This is a genomic window from Streptomyces vinaceus (genome assembly GCF_008704935.1).
GTDB classification, from domain to species: domain Bacteria; phylum Actinomycetota; class Actinomycetes; order Streptomycetales; family Streptomycetaceae; genus Streptomyces; species Streptomyces vinaceus.
Map to the genome: position 1 here is coordinate 4488363 of NZ_CP023692.1, position 15671 is coordinate 4504033.

At 74.1% G+C, this 15671-nt stretch carries 13 protein-coding genes; 10 read left to right on the plus strand and 3 right to left on the minus strand.

Features of this window, described 5'->3' with window-relative positions; all coding sequences use genetic code 11:
* Positions 1-124 precede the first annotated feature (124 nt).
* Entirely contained in the window at positions 125-1186 is a 1062-nt protein-coding gene (locus tag CP980_RS20280; protein ID WP_373312952.1) for an SGNH/GDSL hydrolase family protein, read from the minus strand.
* A gap of 134 nt (positions 1187-1320) precedes the next feature.
* Here CP980_RS20280 and CP980_RS20285 point away from each other — a divergent pair, with 134 nt between their 5' ends.
* Positions 1321-2703, plus strand: a complete 1383-nt coding sequence (locus tag CP980_RS20285; protein WP_150530290.1) for a cystathionine beta-synthase — start codon at positions 1321-1323, stop codon at positions 2701-2703.
* Between the two features lie 323 nt (positions 2704-3026).
* Here CP980_RS20285 and CP980_RS20290 read toward each other — a convergent pair whose 3' ends face one another.
* Positions 3027-3404 carry a hypothetical protein gene (locus tag CP980_RS20290; RefSeq protein WP_150528765.1) on the minus strand — a complete coding sequence of 126 codons (378 nt, stop codon included), beginning with the start codon at positions 3402-3404 and terminating at the stop codon, positions 3027-3029.
* Positions 3405-3560: 156 nt separating this feature from the next.
* Between CP980_RS20290 and CP980_RS20295 the strand changes: the two genes are divergently transcribed.
* Entirely contained in the window at positions 3561-4406 is an 846-nt protein-coding gene (locus CP980_RS20295; RefSeq protein ID WP_099891819.1) for a MurR/RpiR family transcriptional regulator, read from the plus strand.
* Positions 4407-4436: 30 nt separating this feature from the next.
* On the opposite strand, the gene CP980_RS20300 is transcribed toward CP980_RS20295, so the two are convergent.
* Positions 4437-5789, minus strand: a complete 1353-nt coding sequence (locus CP980_RS20300; protein ID WP_150528766.1) for a type III PLP-dependent enzyme domain-containing protein — start codon at positions 5787-5789, stop codon at positions 4437-4439.
* Positions 5790-5893: 104 nt separating this feature from the next.
* Here CP980_RS20300 and hutU point away from each other — a divergent pair, with 104 nt between their 5' ends.
* The 8 genes from hutU to CP980_RS20340 all read left to right on the plus strand — a co-directional run bounded on the left by hutU (position 5894) and on the right by CP980_RS20340 (position 15664).
* Positions 5894-7558 carry a urocanate hydratase gene (hutU, locus tag CP980_RS20305; protein WP_150528767.1) on the plus strand — a complete coding sequence of 555 codons (1665 nt, stop codon included), beginning with the start codon at positions 5894-5896 and terminating at the stop codon, positions 7556-7558.
* A 35-nt stretch (positions 7559-7593) separates the two neighbouring features.
* Positions 7594-8784, plus strand: a complete 1191-nt coding sequence (locus tag CP980_RS20310) for an allantoate amidohydrolase (RefSeq protein WP_150530291.1) — start codon at positions 7594-7596, stop codon at positions 8782-8784.
* Positions 8775-10139 (plus strand): formimidoylglutamate deiminase, encoded by a 1365-nt coding sequence (locus CP980_RS20315; RefSeq protein ID WP_150528768.1) that lies wholly within the window; start codon positions 8775-8777, stop codon positions 10137-10139. Before CP980_RS20310 ends, CP980_RS20315 begins: the two co-directional genes overlap by 10 nt.
* Positions 10140-10169: 30 nt before the next feature.
* On the plus strand, positions 10170-11348 hold the full coding sequence (gene hutI / locus CP980_RS20320; RefSeq protein WP_150528769.1) for an imidazolonepropionase: 1179 nt from the start codon (positions 10170-10172) through the stop codon (positions 11346-11348).
* A gap of 128 nt (positions 11349-11476) precedes the next feature.
* Positions 11477-12148: an LPXTG cell wall anchor domain-containing protein gene (locus tag CP980_RS20325; RefSeq protein ID WP_132757346.1), complete on the plus strand. Its 672-nt coding sequence runs from the start codon at positions 11477-11479 to the stop codon at positions 12146-12148.
* Between the two features lie 17 nt (positions 12149-12165).
* A complete protein-coding gene (locus CP980_RS35210; RefSeq protein ID WP_167535858.1) occupies positions 12166-13224 on the plus strand; it encodes a COG1470 family protein in 1059 nt (352 codons plus the stop codon).
* Positions 13221-14324, plus strand: coding sequence for a hypothetical protein (locus tag CP980_RS20335; RefSeq protein ID WP_167535859.1), 1104 nt, complete (start codon positions 13221-13223; stop codon positions 14322-14324). Before CP980_RS35210 ends, CP980_RS20335 begins: the two co-directional genes overlap by 4 nt.
* Before the next feature lie 14 nt (positions 14325-14338).
* Entirely contained in the window at positions 14339-15664 is a 1326-nt protein-coding gene (locus CP980_RS20340; protein WP_167535860.1) for a hypothetical protein, read from the plus strand.
* The last annotated feature ends 7 nt before the right edge of the window (positions 15665-15671 follow it).

Sequence of the window (15671 nt, forward strand, 5' to 3'; positions counted from 1 at the left end):
CGTGTGATGCCGGTCGCTCCGCGGGTGGAACGCGCCGGGCCGGCCGTCTGTTCCGGCCCGCGGACGCGCCCCGGGGGCCGGGGCCGCCACCCGGGCGGCGGCCCCGGCCCCGCGGCGGCGGACCTCAGCCCGGGGACGGGGTGTCGGCCCGCGGCGGGGACCCGGCCCCCGCCGGGGAGGCCGGAGCGGCCGCCAGGTCCTCGGCCGGGACCCGCCTGCGGCGGCGGTGCTTGAGCAGGGCCCACGGCCCGCGGGCCGGGGTGACCTCCGTGCCCGCCTGCCCGGCGGCGGCCGACGCCGCCTTGGCCACCGGCAGCATGTCCTCGTCCCGCGCCACCTCCAGCCGGTCCGACTCGGGCCACAGGGACAGCGCCGCGCACAGCGTGGGCAGGACGGCCATGGCCGCCGTCGCGTAGCCCTCCGCCGAGGGGTGGTACGAGTCCGGGCCGAACATCTCGCGCGGGTTCGCCGCGAACTCCGGGCCCAGCAGGTCACCCATCGAGACCGTACGGGCCCCCAGCGCGACGACCCCTATCGTCTGCGCGGCGGCCAGCTGGCGCGAGACCCGCCGGGCCAGCCAGCGCAGCGGCTGGTAGACCGGCTCGATGGTGCCCAGGTCGGGGCAGGTGCCGACCACCACTTCGGAGCCGGCGAGCCGCAGTCTCCGTACCGCCGAGGTCAGGTGGCGCACCGACTGCGTCGGCGGCATCCGCCGCGTCACGTCGTTCGCGCCGATCATGATCACGCATACGTGCGGCGGGGGCAGCTCCCCGTCCAGGAGCAGCCCCGCCTGCCGGTCGAGATCGTCGGACATGGCCCCCGAGACGGCCACGTTCCGCAGCTCCACCGGCCGCTCGGCCACCGCCGCCAGCCCCGAGGCGAGCAGCGCGGCCGGGGTCTGTCTGGCTCTGCGCACGCCGAGTCCCGCGGCCGTGGAGTCGCCCAGCATGCCGAGCCGCAGCGGCCCCGCGTCGGGATCCGGACCGGCGGCGAGCAGCGCCGCGAACTCGCTCCCGTACAGCCCGTCCGCCCGCGGCGGATCGCCGAGCCCGGTGCCCACCGTCCGCTTCGCGAACTGGACCTCCGCCAGCACCAGCCCCACGGCGGCGACCCCGACCAGCCCGAGCCCGCCTCCGCCGTACGCCGCGCCCGCCGCGATCCGGCGGGCCGTCCTCGCCCTGGACACCCCTCCAGCCACCTTCCCTTCCTGCCGGGTCCCGATGACCTACCTGCCCCGTACTGACGGTCGGCCAATCCCTTTCCGCATAGTCTGGCGGGACCTCCCGGAGAACCCGTGGAGTCCCCTCCCTGGAGAACATGGTGCAATTCCACGACTCGATGATCAGCCTCGTCGGCAACACCCCGCTGGTGAAGCTCAACCGTGTGACCGAAGGCCTGCAGGCCACCGTCCTTGCCAAGGTCGAGTACTTCAATCCCGGTGGATCCGTTAAGGACCGGATCGCCGTCCGGATGATCGAGGCCGCCGAGCAGAGCGGTGCCCTCAAGCCCGGTGGCACCATCGTGGAGCCCACCAGCGGCAACACCGGTGTAGGACTCGCCATCGTCGCCCAGCAGAAGGGCTACAAGTGCATCTTCGTCTGCCCTGACAAGGTGTCCATGGACAAGATCAACGTGATGCGCGCGTACGGAGCCGAGGTGGTGGTCTGCCCGACCGCCGTCGACCCGGAGCACCCGGACTCGTACTACAACGTCTCCGACCGCCTCGCGCGCGAGCCCGGCGCCTGGAAGCCCGACCAGTACAGCAACCCGAACAACCCCCGTTCGCACTACGAAACCACCGGTCCCGAGCTGTGGGACCAGACGGAGGGGAAGATCACCCACTTCGTCGCGGGCGTCGGCACCGGCGGCACGATTTCGGGTACCGGCAACTACCTCAAGGAGGTGTCCGGCGGCAAGGTCAAGGTCATCGGCGCCGACCCCGAGGGCTCGGTCTACTCCGGCGGCTCGGGCCGGCCGTACCTGGTCGAGGGCGTCGGCGAGGACTTCTGGCCGACCGCGTACGACCCGAACGTGACGGACGAGATCATCGCGGTGTCCGACAAGGACTCCTTCCAGATGACCCGCCGCCTCGCCAAGGAGGAGGGCCTGCTCGTCGGCGGCTCCTGCGGCATGGCGGTCGTCGCGGCGCTGAAGGCCGCCGAGGGGCTCGGCCCGGACGACGTGGTCGTCGTCCTGCTGCCGGACAGCGGCCGCGGCTACCTCAGCAAGATCTTCAGCGACGAGTGGATGGCGGGACACGGCTTCCTGGAGGAGGCCGGCCCGGCGGCCCGCATCGGCGACGTGCTGAACGACAAGGAGGGCGGCATCCCCTCCCTCGTCCACATGCACCCCGAGGAGACCGTGGGCGAGGCCATCGACGTGCTGCGCGAGTACGGCGTCTCGCAGATGCCGATCGTCAAGCCCGGCGCGGGCCACCCGGACGTGATGGCCGCCGAGGTCATCGGCTCGGTCGTGGAGAAGGAGCTGCTGGCGGCGCTGTTCGCCAAGCAGGCCTCGCTGTCCGACCCACTGGAGAAGCACATGAGCCGGCCGCTGCCGCAGGTCGGTTCGGGCGAGCCGGTCTCGGAGCTGATGTCCGTACTGGGCGAGGCGGACGCGGCGATCGTGCTGGTCGAGGGCAAGCCGACCGGCGTGGTGAGCCGTCAGGACCTGCTGGCGTTCCTCGCCAAGGGCGCGAAGTAGCCGCGAAGTGCCGGGGAGCCGTGGCGCGATGACGCCGTGCCGGGCCGTCGCACAAACGGTACGGGCCCGTCATGTGGCGGCAGCACCGGCTTAACACGGCTCCGGCACAGTGGTGGTTGTCGGCAGGGAACGCGCGAAGCTCCCGGCCGGCACCACCGAACGGCGTTGGCGTACTTCCGGAGCGGCTCCCGGACCGCGTGAACGCCACGGACGCGGACGGCCCTGACCCGGCCCGTGTCCTTCGCGGGGACCGCCGTCGTCCCGCCCCTCGCTCCGACGCGAGGGTGCGGCGGTCCCCGCGCACACCCTTGTGGTCCGGTGCGTCACTCGGCCTTGTCGCGCAGGCGCAGGCGCAGGTGCTTCCTCGCGTGGATGAAGTTCACGCCGAGTACGCCCGCCCAGGCGACCAGCAGGCCGCTGAGCCCCGCCTGCGCGGCGCCGATCGCCGACAGCGGGATCGCGAGGACCAGCGTGACGACGGCGAAGCCGAAGCGCTCGCCGAAACCGCCGTCCAGCGGGGCCGGCCGGCCGGCCGGGCCGCCGCGGGCGGCGGCCAGGCGCTCCTCGGCCAGCCTGCGCCGGACCTGGGTGTCGACCTTCTCCACGAAGGAGTCCACGAGCGCGGCCTCGTAGTCCGGCCCCAGCTCGCGCCGGGCGTCCAACGTCGCGTCGAGTTCCTTCTTCAGCTCCTGGGACTCCATGCGCCCAGCGTAGGAACGGCCGGCGGCCCGGACACTGGGGTTAGCCCCCGTATCCCCGCCCGGCACGTCTCGCGGAGCGGTCCGCGGCTTGCCGTGCTGCATAAGCGCATGCAGAGTGCTCGATGACTGAATATTCACGGGGACGGAGGGGTCGGGATGAGCGACAGCCCGGCAGCGCGGCTGCAGAAGCTGTTCGAGGGGCACCGGCTGACGCCCACCCAGCGGCGGATCGCCCACTGCATGGTGCGCGGGGCGGCCGACGTGCCGTTCCTGTCGAGCGTCGAGCTCGCCGACCTGGCCGGGGTGAGCCAGCCGTCCGTGACCCGCTTCGCGGTGGCGCTCGGCTTCGACGGCTATCCGGCGCTGCGCCGGCACCTGCGCGAGGTGGCTCCCGCCGAGCGCGCCGCGGCCGCCGCGCAGGAGGACGCGTACAACGAGTACCAGCAGGCCGTCCAGGGCGAGATCGAGAACCTGCGGCAGCTGTCGGCGATGCTCGCCGATCCTTCGCCGGTCGAGGAGGCGGGCCGGGTGCTGGCCGGGTCCCGTCCGCTGCCCGTACTGGGACTGCGCGCCGCGTCCTCGCAGGCGCGCGGGTTCGCGTACTTCGCCGCCAAGGTGCATCCGGACGTACGGCTGCTCGACGAGGGCGGCTCGATGCTCGCCGACCGGATCGACGCGGCGGCGGGGGCGGGGGCCTCGGCCCTGTTGTGCTTCGCGCTGCCGCGTCATCCGCGGGAGGTGGCGGAGGCGCTGGACCACGCGCGCGAGGCGGGGCTGAAGGTGGTGACGGTCGCCGATTCGGCCTTCGCTCCGGTGGCCCGCTCCTCGGACCTGCTGATCCCGGCGCCGGTCGGCACGGGCCTCGCCTTCGACACGGCCTGCGCGCCGATGCTGCTGGGCCGGGTCCTCCTGGAGGCGATGGCCGACGCCCTCCCCGACGCCCAGGCCCGCCTGGAGGCCTTCGACGCCCGGGCGGCGGCGCGGGGCCTGTTCGTGGAGTGACCCCCGGGCCCCGGACCCCCGGCCCCCGGGCTACAGCAGCGCGTCGCGCAGGGGGCCGCCGGATTCGGCGACGATCTCCGCGAGGGACTGGGCGGGGCGGACCTCCGCGAAGCGGACCCCGCCCTCCGGGGTGACCGTGAAGCCGTGCACCGCCGGGCGCGGGAGGCTGTTGTAGCCGTAGTGGGCGGTGAAGAAGTACGCGCCGGTGTCCGGGACGCCGATCAGGTCGCCCGGGGCCAGCGGCGGCAGCTCCCGGGCCGTCGCCAGGAGGTCCCCCGCGAAGCAGGCCGGACCGGCCACGTCCTGGGCCACCGGGTCGCCGTCCTTCGGGGCCCCCTTGGCGTCGTACGGCAGGATCCGCAGCGGCCACTGGGCCGGGGCGTAGACCGTCCGGGTCGCCAGCTGCACCCCCGCGTGGGTGAGCGCGATCGGCCGGGCCCCCGTGCTCTTGGTGTACTCGACCCGGGCCAGCACCAGCCCGTGCTTGGCCAGCAGCGACCGGCCGAACTCCGTCACCAGCCCGTACCCGCCGTCGAAGAGCGCGGGCACCGCCTCGCGCAGCGCGCCGACGTACTGCGCGTACGTCGGCGCCCGCTCGTCCGAGGCGAAGTTCACGGGCAGGCCGCCCCCGATGTCGAGGGTGTCGACCTGGCGCCGGCCGGCCGCCGCGTTGATCTCCTCGGCGAGGTCGTGGAGGTCCCGCACCCCTTGCGCGATCAGGGGGAGGGGGACGCCCTGGGAGCCCGAGTGGACGTGCAGCCGGGTCAGCCACGGGCGGTCGAGGTAGGCGCGGACCAGCCGGTCACGGGCTCCGGGGTCGCGCAGGGCGACGCCGAACTTCGAGGTCGCCGTGGCCGTGGACAGGGCGCCGATGGTGCCGGCCCCGGTCTGGGGGTTGATCCGCACGCCGATCGGGGACCGGACCGGTCCCGCGCCGACCAGGGCGTCGAGCCGTTCCAGTTCCTGGAGGTTGTCGGCGTTGACGGCGACGCCCAGCGCCAGGGCCTCGCGCAGCTCGGCCGCCGTCTTGGCGGGGGAGTCCAGCACGGTCCGGGCGGCCGGTACCCCGGCCGCCCGGGCCAGCGCCAGCTCGCCGGGGCCGGCCACCTCGCAGCCGATCCCGGCCTCCGCCAGCAGCCGCAGCACCGGCACCAGCGGGCAGGCCTTCACCGCGAAGGCGTGCAAGGCGGGGGTGCCGGGCGCCAGCGCGGCCTCGAAGGCATCCTTCAGGGCGGCGGCGGAGGCCCGGATCCCGGCCGTGTCCAGCAGGCAGACCAGCGGCGGCGCCTCGTCTGTCCCGCCCACCAGGCCCTGCTCCACCGCGGCCCGTACGGCCAGGTCCCGGCGCGCGGCGGCGCGCTGTGTGTGCATCTCGGCAGCCATGTCCGCCAGCCAATCATCCGGCGGGTCGGCCCGCAGCTGTTGACTGAATCTATTCAGGGAGCCAGGATGTGAATAGATTGCCCAACACCGGAGGAGGCACCGCCATGTCAGGACCCCGCCCCGTACGTGCTGCGCGAGGCACCGAGCTCAGCACCCTGGGATGGCAGCAGGAAGCCGCCCTCCGGATGCTCCAGAACAACCTCGACCCCGAGGTCGCCGAGCACCCCGACAAGCTCGTCGTCTACGGAGGCACCGGCAAGGCGGCCCGCGACTGGCGCTCCTACGACGCGATGGTGCGCACCCTGCGCACCCTCAAGCAGGACGAGACGATGCTCGTCCAGTCGGGCCGCCCGGTCGGCGTGATGCAGACCCACGAGTGGGCGCCGCGCGTCCTGCTCGCCAACTCCAACCTCGTCGGCGACTGGGCCAACTGGGAGGAGTTCCGCCGCCTGGAGTCCCTCGGCCTGACCATGTACGGCCAGATGACCGCCGGCTCCTGGATCTACATCGGCACCCAGGGCATCCTCCAGGGCACGTACGAGACCTTCGCGGCCGTCGCCGCCAAGAAGTTCAACGGCACCCTGGCCGGCACCATCACCCTCACCGCCGGACTCGGTGGCATGGGCGGCGCCCAGCCCCTGGCCGTGACGATGAACGACGGCGTCGCGATCTGCATCGACGTCGACCCGCGCGCCATCGAGCGCCGCATCGAGCACCGCTACCTGGACGTCAAGGCCGACAACCTCCGCCACGCCCTCCAGCTGGCCACCGAGGCCCGCGACGCCCGCAAGCCGCTCTCCATCGGCCTCCTGGGCAACGCCGCCGAGCTGCTCCCGCAGATGCTCGCCGAGGGCGCCCCGATCGACATCGTGACGGACCAGACCTCCGCCCACGACCCGCTCGCGTACCTGCCCGTCGGAGTCGACTTCGACGACATGGCGGCGTACGCGGCCAAGGACCCGGCCGGGTTCACCACCCGCGCCCGCGAGTCCATGGCCAAGCACGTCGAGGCCATGGTCGGCTTCATGGACGCCGGCGCCGAGGTCTTCGACTACGGCAACTCCATCCGCGGCGAGGCCCAGCTGGCCGGCTACGACCGCGCGTTCGCCTTCCCCGGCTTCGTCCCGGCCTACATCCGCCCCCTCTTCTGCGAGGGCAAGGGCCCCTTCCGCTGGGCCGCCCTGTCCGGCGAGGCCTCGGACATCCACAAGACCGACAAGGCGATGCTGGAGCTCTTCCCCGAGAACGAGTCCCTGCACCGCTGGATCAAGATGGCCGGCGAGCGCGTCCACTTCCAGGGCCTGCCGGCGCGCATCTGCTGGCTCGGCTACGGCGAGCGCGACAAGGCGGGCGAGCGCTTCAACGAGATGGTGGCCGACGGCACCCTCGCCGCCCCGCTGGCCATCGGCCGCGACCACCTGGACTGCGGCTCGGTCGCCTCCCCGTACCGCGAGACCGAGGCCATGCTCGACGGCTCCGACGCGATCGCCGACTGGCCGCTGCTCAACGCCATGGTCAACGTGGCCTCCGGCGCCTCCTGGGTCTCCATCCACCACGGCGGCGGCGTCGGCATGGGCCGCTCGATCCACGCGGGCCAGGTCACCGTCGCCGACGGCACCAAGCTGGCGGGCGAGAAGATCCGCCGCGTGCTCACCAACGACCCCGGCATGGGCGTCATCCGCCACGTCGACGCGGGCTACGACATCGCCGAGACGGTGGCGGACGAGCGCGGCGTCCGCGTCCCCATGCGCGAGGGCGACGACGCGTGAGCGACAACCCCGCCGGGGCGGCCTCGTTCCACACGATGTGGAACGAGCTCGCCCCCATCGGCCGCCACGCCGAGTCCGGCGGCTACCGGCGCTACGCGTGGACCGGCGCCGACGCCGACTGCCGGACCTGGTTCCAGGCCCAGGCCGAGGCCCGCGGCCTCACGTACGAGACCGACCGCAACGGCAACCAGTGGGCCTGGCTCGGCGACCCGCTCGCCGGTGACGCCGTCGTCACCGGCTCCCACCTGGACTCCGTGCCCGACGGCGGCGCCTTCGACGGCCCCCTCGGCGTGGTGTCCTCCTTCGCGGCCCTGGACGAACTCCGCAGGAGGGGCGCGGAGTTCGCCAGGCCACTGGCCATCACCAACTTCGGTGACGAGGAAGGGGCCCGCTTCGGCCTCGCCTGCGTCGGCTCCCGGCTGACCGCCGGACAGCTGACCAAGGAGAAGGCGTACGAGCTGCGCGACGCCGACGGGATCAGCCTGCCGCAGGCCATGGAGGCCGCCGGGTACGACCCCTCGGCCATCGGCGCCGACCCGCAGCGCCTCGCCCGCATCGGCGCGTTCGTCGAGCTGCACGTCGAGCAGGGCCGGGCGCTGGACCTCTCCGGCGACCGCGTCGGCATCGCGTCCGCGATCTGGCCGCACGGCCGCTGGAGGTTCGACTTCCGCGGCGAGGCCAACCACGCCGGGACCACCCGCCTCGTGGACCGCCGCGACCCGATGCTCACGTACGCGTCGACCGTGCTGGCCGCCCGTACCGAGGCGGCCCTCGCCGGCGCCGTCGCGACCTTCGGCAAGATCGCCGTCGAGCCGAACGGGGTCAACGCCATCCCCTCGCTGGTGCGCGGCTGGCTCGACTCCCGCGCCGCCGACCAGGCGACGCTGGACACCGTGGTCACCGCCATCGAGAAGGCCGCCCGCGAGCGTGCCGACCAGGACGGCATCGATCTGGCCGTCGTACGGGAGTCCTTCACCCCGGTCGTCGAGTTCGAGCACGCGCTGCGCGACGAGATGGACCGGATCCTCGGCGGCTCCGTCCCCGTCCTCGGCACGGGGGCGGGACACGACGCCGGAATCCTCTCCGCCGCCGTCCCGACCGCGATGCTGTTCGTACGGAACCCGACCGGGGTCTCCCACTCCCCGCGGGAGTTCGCCGCCGAGGACGACTGCGTGGCCGGTGTCCTCGCGCTGGCCGACGTACTGGAAGGACTGGCCTGCCGGTGAAGACGTACTGGTTGGAACACGCCTGGCTCGGCACGCACGTGGAGCCGGGCGTGGCCCTGACCGTGTCCGGCGGCGACTGTGCCGCGGGGGGCGCCGACGGGCGGATCGCGGACCTGCGGACCGGGGTCGAGGCCCCGCCGCCGGGGGCCGAGGTGCTGCGGGGCCTGACCCTGCCCGGGCTGGCCAACGCGCACTCCCACGCCTTCCACCGGGCGCTGCGCTCGCTGGTGCAGGTGGGCTCCGGGACCTTCTGGACCTGGCGCGAGTTCATGTACCAGGTCGCCCAGAACCTCACCCCCGACACGTACTTCGCGCTCGCGCGCGCCGTGTACGCGGAGATGGCGCTGGCCGGCATCACCAACGTCGGCGAGTTCCACTACGTGCACCACGCGCCGGGCGGCGCCCCCTACGCCGACCCCAACGCGATGGGCGAGGCGCTGATCGAGGCGGCCGCCGCGGCGGGCATCCGGATCACGCTGCTGGACACGGCGTACCTCTCCTCCGGCTTCGGCCAGGCCCCCAACCGCCATCAGCTGCGGTTCTCCGACGGCACGGCCGAGGCCTGGGCGGAGCGGGTCTCGGCCCTCAAGCCGCGCGAGCACGCGCGGATCGGGGCCGCGATCCACTCCGTGCGCGCCGTACCGGCCGGGCAGCTGGGCACCGTCGCCCGCTGGGCCGAGGAGCGGCATGCCCCGCTGCACGTCCACCTCTCGGAGCAGACGGCCGAGAACGAGGCCTGCCAGGCCGCGCACGGGCGCACCCCGACCCAGCTGCTGGCCGACCACGGGGTTCTCGGTCCCCGGACCGTCGGCGTCCACAACACGCACCTGACGGACGGGGACATCGCCCTGCTGGGCGGGACGACCACCGGCACGTGCATGTGCCCCACCACCGAACGCGACCTCGCGGACGGCATCGGCCCGGCGACCCGCCTCCAGCACGCGGGCAGCCCGCTCTCGCTCGGCAGCGACAGCCACGCGGTGATCGACCTCCTGGAGGAGGCCCGCGCGATGGAGCTCAACGAGCGGCTGCGCAGCCGCACCCGCGGGCACTGGACGGCGAACTCGCTGCTCACCGCCGCCACCGAGGACGGCCACGCCGCCCTCGGGCTGCCGGACGCGGGCCGCCTGGAGGCGGGGGCGCTCGCGGACTTCACCACGATCGCCCTGGACTCCGTCCGTACGGCAGGCCCGCTGTCGCGGCTGGGCGCGGAGACGGCCGTCTTCGCGGCGTCCGCCGCCGACGTCCGCCACACGGTGGTCGCAGGCCGCCACATCGTCCGCGACGGCGCCCACACGCTGGTCCCGGACGTCCCGTCCGCCCTGGCCGAGTCCATCGCAGCCGTCCGCGGCTGACGCCCCGGGAGAACGAACCCGAAGGGAACCATGACCACCACGCTCGTCACCAACATCGGCAGCCTCGTCACCAACGACCCCGCCCCCGGCGACGGGTCACCCCTCGGCCTGATCGAGAACGCGGCCGTCGTCATCGACGGCGGGACCATCGCCTGGGTCGGCCCCGCCGGCCAGGCCCCGGCGGCCGACTCCGCCTTCGACGCGCACGGCCGCGCCGTCATCCCGGGCTTCGTCGACTCCCACTCCCACCTCGTCTTCGCCGGTGACCGCACCGCCGAGTTCAACGCCCGCATGTCCGGGCGGAGCTACTCCGCCGGCGGCATCCGGACCACGGTGGCCGCCACCCGCGCCGCCACCGACGCCGAGCTCGAAGCCAATCTCGTCCGCCACCTCGACGAGGCCCGCCGCCAGGGCACCACCACCTTCGAGACCAAGTCCGGCTACGGCCTCACCGTCGAGGACGAGGCCCGCGCGCTGCGCATCGCCGCCGCGCACACCGAGGAGGTCACCTACCTCGGCGCGCACATCGTCTCCCCCGACTACGCCGAGGACCCGGCCGGCTACGTCGCCCTCGTCACCGGCGAGATGCTGACGGCCTGCGCCCCGTACGCCCGCTGGGTCGACGTGTTCTGCGAGAAGGGCGCCTTCGACGGCGACCAGGCCCGCGCGATCCTCACCGCCGGCGCCGCCGCCGGCCTGATCCCGCGCGTCCACGCCAACCAGCTCTCCTACGGGCCCGGTGTGCAGCTCGCCGTGGAGCTGGAGGCCGCCTCCGCCGACCACTGCACCCACCTCACCGACTCCGACGTCGACGCCCTCGCCCAAGCCGCGGACACCACCGTCGCCACGCTGCTGCCCGGCGCCGAGTTCTCCACCCGCGCCCAGTGGCCCGACGCCCGCCGCCTGATCGACGCGGGCGCCACCGTCGCGCTGTCCACGGACTGCAACCCCGGCTCCTCGTACACGAGCTCTATGCCCTTCTGCATCGCCCTCGCCGTACGCGACATGGGGATGACCCCGGACGAGGCGCTCTGGGCGGCCACCGCCGGCGGCGCCCGCGCCCTGCGGCGCACCGACATCGGCCGGATCGCCCCCGGGGCCCGCGCCGACCTGGCGCTCCTGGAGGCGCCGAGCCACGTCCACCTGGCCTACCGGCCGGGCGTTCCGCTGGTTTCGGCGGTCTGGCAGAAGGGCGTTCGCGCGCACTGACGAACGGTCGATCCGGGCCTGTCCTTTGTCTTCCCTCCGTAAGGCCCCGGGCGTACCTTGAGCCACCGATCTGATGTGCCGTCAGGAAACTGGCGGTCAGGAACCCGTGGCCCGAGGGGAAGACGAAGGTGTCCGACCGGAAACGCTCCACCGCGCTCGCGCTGGCCTCCGCGCTGGGCGCGGCGGCGGTCCTGCTGGCCGCCCCCGCGGCCCACGCCGACGTCGTCGACGTCGCGTACGACTGCAAGACCCCCATCGGGGACAAGTCGGCGGTCTCGCCCATCGACATCAAGGCCGTCAAGGAAGGCGGCGGGTACAAGCTGACGATGTCCTTCCAGAAGGGCGTCTCCTCCAGCCCCGTCGAACTCGGCAAGGGCGCCATGAGCCCCAGCGCCGTCGTCCTCGTCGGCGGCGCGGAGAAGGCGTCCGTGCCGGTCTCGGGAGCGTCCAATCCCGAGGCCGTGCCCGCCAACACCCCCATCAAGATCACCGACCTCTCGGGCACCTACACCCCCAAGAAGAGCGGCAAGGTCACCTTCACCGCGGGCGTGCTCACCATCAAGGCGCTGGGGACCACCACCACCTGCACCCCCGGCAACAGCCCCAAGCCCTCCCTGGAGCTGGACGTGACGGGCGCCGGATCGTCCGGGGGCTCCGGCGGCGCTGAGGAGGACACCCTCCCGCAGACCGGACCCACCGACTCCGCGCTCGCCCTCGGCACCCTCGGCGCCACCGTGTTCCTCACCGGCGCCGCCGGCGTGCTCTGGCTGACCCGGCGCGGCCAGCGGGCCCGGTCCTGAACGGAGCGCCCCCGGCCATGCCCGTGCTCCACACCCCCGCGCTCCCCGCCGGCCGGCGCCCGCTCACCGCCCTGCTCACCGCGGCCCTGTTGCTCGGGGCCGCGGTCGGCACCGCCGCCGCCACCCCCGCCACCGCCGCCGCCACCGCCGCCCACGCCGACGAGCCCGGCTGGACCGCCGAGCCCGCCGCGGGCAGCGCCGGCCCGGCCCGCCCGTACTTCTACCTCTCGGGCCCCGCCGGCACCGTCCTGGAGGACCGGCTGGCCCTGACCAACAGCTCCGACCGCGAGCGCACCGTCACCCTGCGCGGGGCCGACGCCTACAACACGGCCGACGGCGCCCTCGCCGTACGCCCGGCGGAGCCCCCGGCGGCGCAGGGGCGCGGCGGCACGGGCCGGGGCGCCGGCTCCTGGATCAGCTTCGGGACGGCCACCACCGTGCGGATCCCGCCCCGCACCCGCGCGGTGGTCCCCTTCACCGTCACCCTCCCGCCCGCCTCCCCGCCCGGCGACCACCCGGCCGCCGTGATCGCAGCCGAGGACGGCCGCGAGGCGGGCGTACGGGTCCACCTGCGCGTCGCGGGCCCGACGCTGGCCGCCCTCACGGTCGAGGACGTCTCCGTACGCGGCGAGGGCGCCCGCGCGGTCGTCGCGTACACCCTGGTCAACCGGGGCAACGTGGCCCTCGTCCCCGAACTGGCGCTGCGCGCCGAGGGGCTCTTCGGCGAGGTCCCGGGCCGTACCGCCCGCGCCCTGCCCATGGAACTGCTGCCCGGCCAGCGGGTGTCGCTGACCGAGCCCTGGCCCGGGGCCCCGGTCCTCGACGACGTCGACCTGACCCTCACGGTCACCGCCCCCGGCGCGGCCCCGGCCACCGCGAGCACCTCGGCGTGGTTCGTCCCCTGGGGGATCGCGGCCCGGACCGGCGCCGGGCTGCTCGGCCTCGGCGGGGTCGCCCTGGCCGCGCTTCTCCTCGTACGCAGGCGGCGGACCCGCGGCGGGGGACCGGCGGACGAGGAGCCCGTACCCGGGGGGAAGCGGGCACCGGAACACGAGCTGACGGGAGCATCCAGGTGAGCGCAAGGGTCGGCGGGACGGCAGCCGGAGCGGTCGGCGCCGCGGTCGTGGCGTGCCTGGCGACGGGGCTGGCGCTGTGCGCCCTGGTCCTGTTCCCGGCCCCGGCGGCCCGCGCCGCCGACGGCAAGCCCGCCGTGGCGCTCTCGCTCCAGGAGGCCGCCAAGGGCACCGAGATCACCGTCACCGGTACCGGCTGGCAGGCCAAGACCCTGGTGATGCTGCTGGTCTGCGGGCAGAACATGATCGGCGGCACCAACAGCTGCGCCAACGCCGACGGGGCCGCGGTCTCGGTCGGCGACGACGGCCGCTTCGCCGCCCAGCTGGCCGTGGCGGCGCCGCCCAAACCCTGCCCCTGCGTCGTCAACGTGACCTCCGTGGGCGGGGACCAGGCCACCGTCGCCGCCCCGCTGAAGATCACCGACCACCCGGTGGCCGAGCTGCCCGCCGAGTCCGGCTCGGCGCGCCTGGCCATGCTCAGCGGGGTCCGGCTGGAGGGCGAGGACGGGGTGCTGACCTGGTTCGGGGCCCCGCCCGCCCGCACGTTCACGGTCACCGTCGGCAACCTCGGCTCGGCCCCGGTCAAGGACCCCGTCTTCCAGCTCGGCACCGCCCACGGGGTGTTCGCGCCGCAGTGGGACGAGGCCCGGTGGAAGGGCACGATCCCACCGGGCGGCAAGGCGGAGGTCCGGCTGGGCGTCAGCCTGGCGGCGGGGGCGCACGGGGACTACACCGTCTCCCTCAAGTACGGGGACACGGTGGTGGCCACGCAGCCCTGGGGCGTGGACCGCCCGTACGGGGTGCTGCTGTTCTGGGGCCTGCTCCTGCTGGTGATCCCGGCCGGAGTCTTCCGTATCGGCATGGCCGTCGTGGACAGGGTCCGGCCGCGTTCGGCGGCGCCGGGCGGTGGCCGCCACCGAGGCGCGAAGGCGCCGTTCCCGGAGCAGGAGGCCGCCCAGGGGGCCGCGCCGGTCTCCCCCCAAGCCACCACGGCGGTACTGCCGTGGTTCACCCCGGACAGCGCGCCGGGGCCGAGTGACCCACACGTACCACAGGCGTCCGCACCGTCTGAGAACAGTCCGACGACGAAAGGACCTTTGTGAAGACCCAACGGAGGGTGAGCGCGGCCGTGATCGCGCTGCTGCTCGGCGGCGCCGGCATCGCGATCGGGGCGAGCCCCGCCCAGGCGGCCGAGACCAAGTTCAACGTCAAGTGCGTGCCGCCGGCGGGCGGCGGCGACCCGGTGGAGGGCGAGACCACCGCCAAGGTCAGCGCCCCGGCGTCGGCGAAGGTCGGGGACGAGGTCGAGGTGTCCTGGGAGACCGTCAAGCCGGCCTCGAACAACACGGACCTGATGGACATCCCGCAGGACTCGGTCCAGCCCACCGGCTGGATCACGGTGGGCGGCGGGGGCGGCGAGCTGAAGGTCGTCGGGGAGAAGAAGAACCCGCCGATCCCCAAGAAGGCGCCCATGCAGATGTCGACGATGAAGGGGAAGCTGAAGCTCACCAAGGCGGGCAAGATCACGCTGACCCCCGGCAAGTACGACGTCGCGGTCACCTTCTCCTTCGGCACGTTCGTCACCAAGTGCGCACCCACCGGTGCCGTGGGCGTCGGCGCCACCATCGACGTGTCGGCCGGCACCAGCGGCGGCACGACCTCCGGTACGACGTCCGGCACGACCAGCGGCACGACCTCCGGCACCACCGCCGGTACGACCAGCGGCACCACGTCCGGGACGACCAGCGGTACGACCTCCGGCACCACCGCTGGGACCACCGCCGGGAGCACCGCCGGTGGCGGTGGCGGCCAGACCGACTTCCCCGGCAAGCCCGTCGAGGTCGCCTTCGACTGCGGGCCGGTCGTCCCCGGCGGCATCAAGACCCCGGTCACGATCAACGCCAAGAAGAACGGCGGCAGCTACGACCTGACCGTCAAGACCGCCAAGGGCGCCATGGCCAGCCCGATGGCCCTGCCCGCGGGCGCCCTCAAGCCCTCGATGAACATCAAGCTCGGCGGCGCCGACAGCGGCATGGTCAAGGTCTCCGGACCGGCCAACGCCGAGCCGATCCCGGACAAGGCCCCGGTCAGCCTCAGCGACATGACCGGCAGCTACAAGCCCGGCAAGACCGGCAAGGTCACGCTGAGCCCGGACCAGCTGACGATCGACGTCACGATGGCCCCGGGCGCCACGCCGATCAACGTGCCCTGCAAGGCGGCCAGCAGCGGCGTCTCGCTGGAGCTCGACACCACCGCCCAGGAGGGCGGTTCCGGCTCACCGGCCACCACCGGCTCCACCTCCGCCTCGGGCGGCCTCGCCGAGACGGGCGCCGAGGACGAGGGCGGCATCAAGGCCCTCGCCCTGGTCGCCGGCACGGTGATCCTGCTCGGGGGCGCGGTCTTCACGTTCACGCCATGGCGCCGCCTGCGCGGCCCCCGCTGACCGGCCG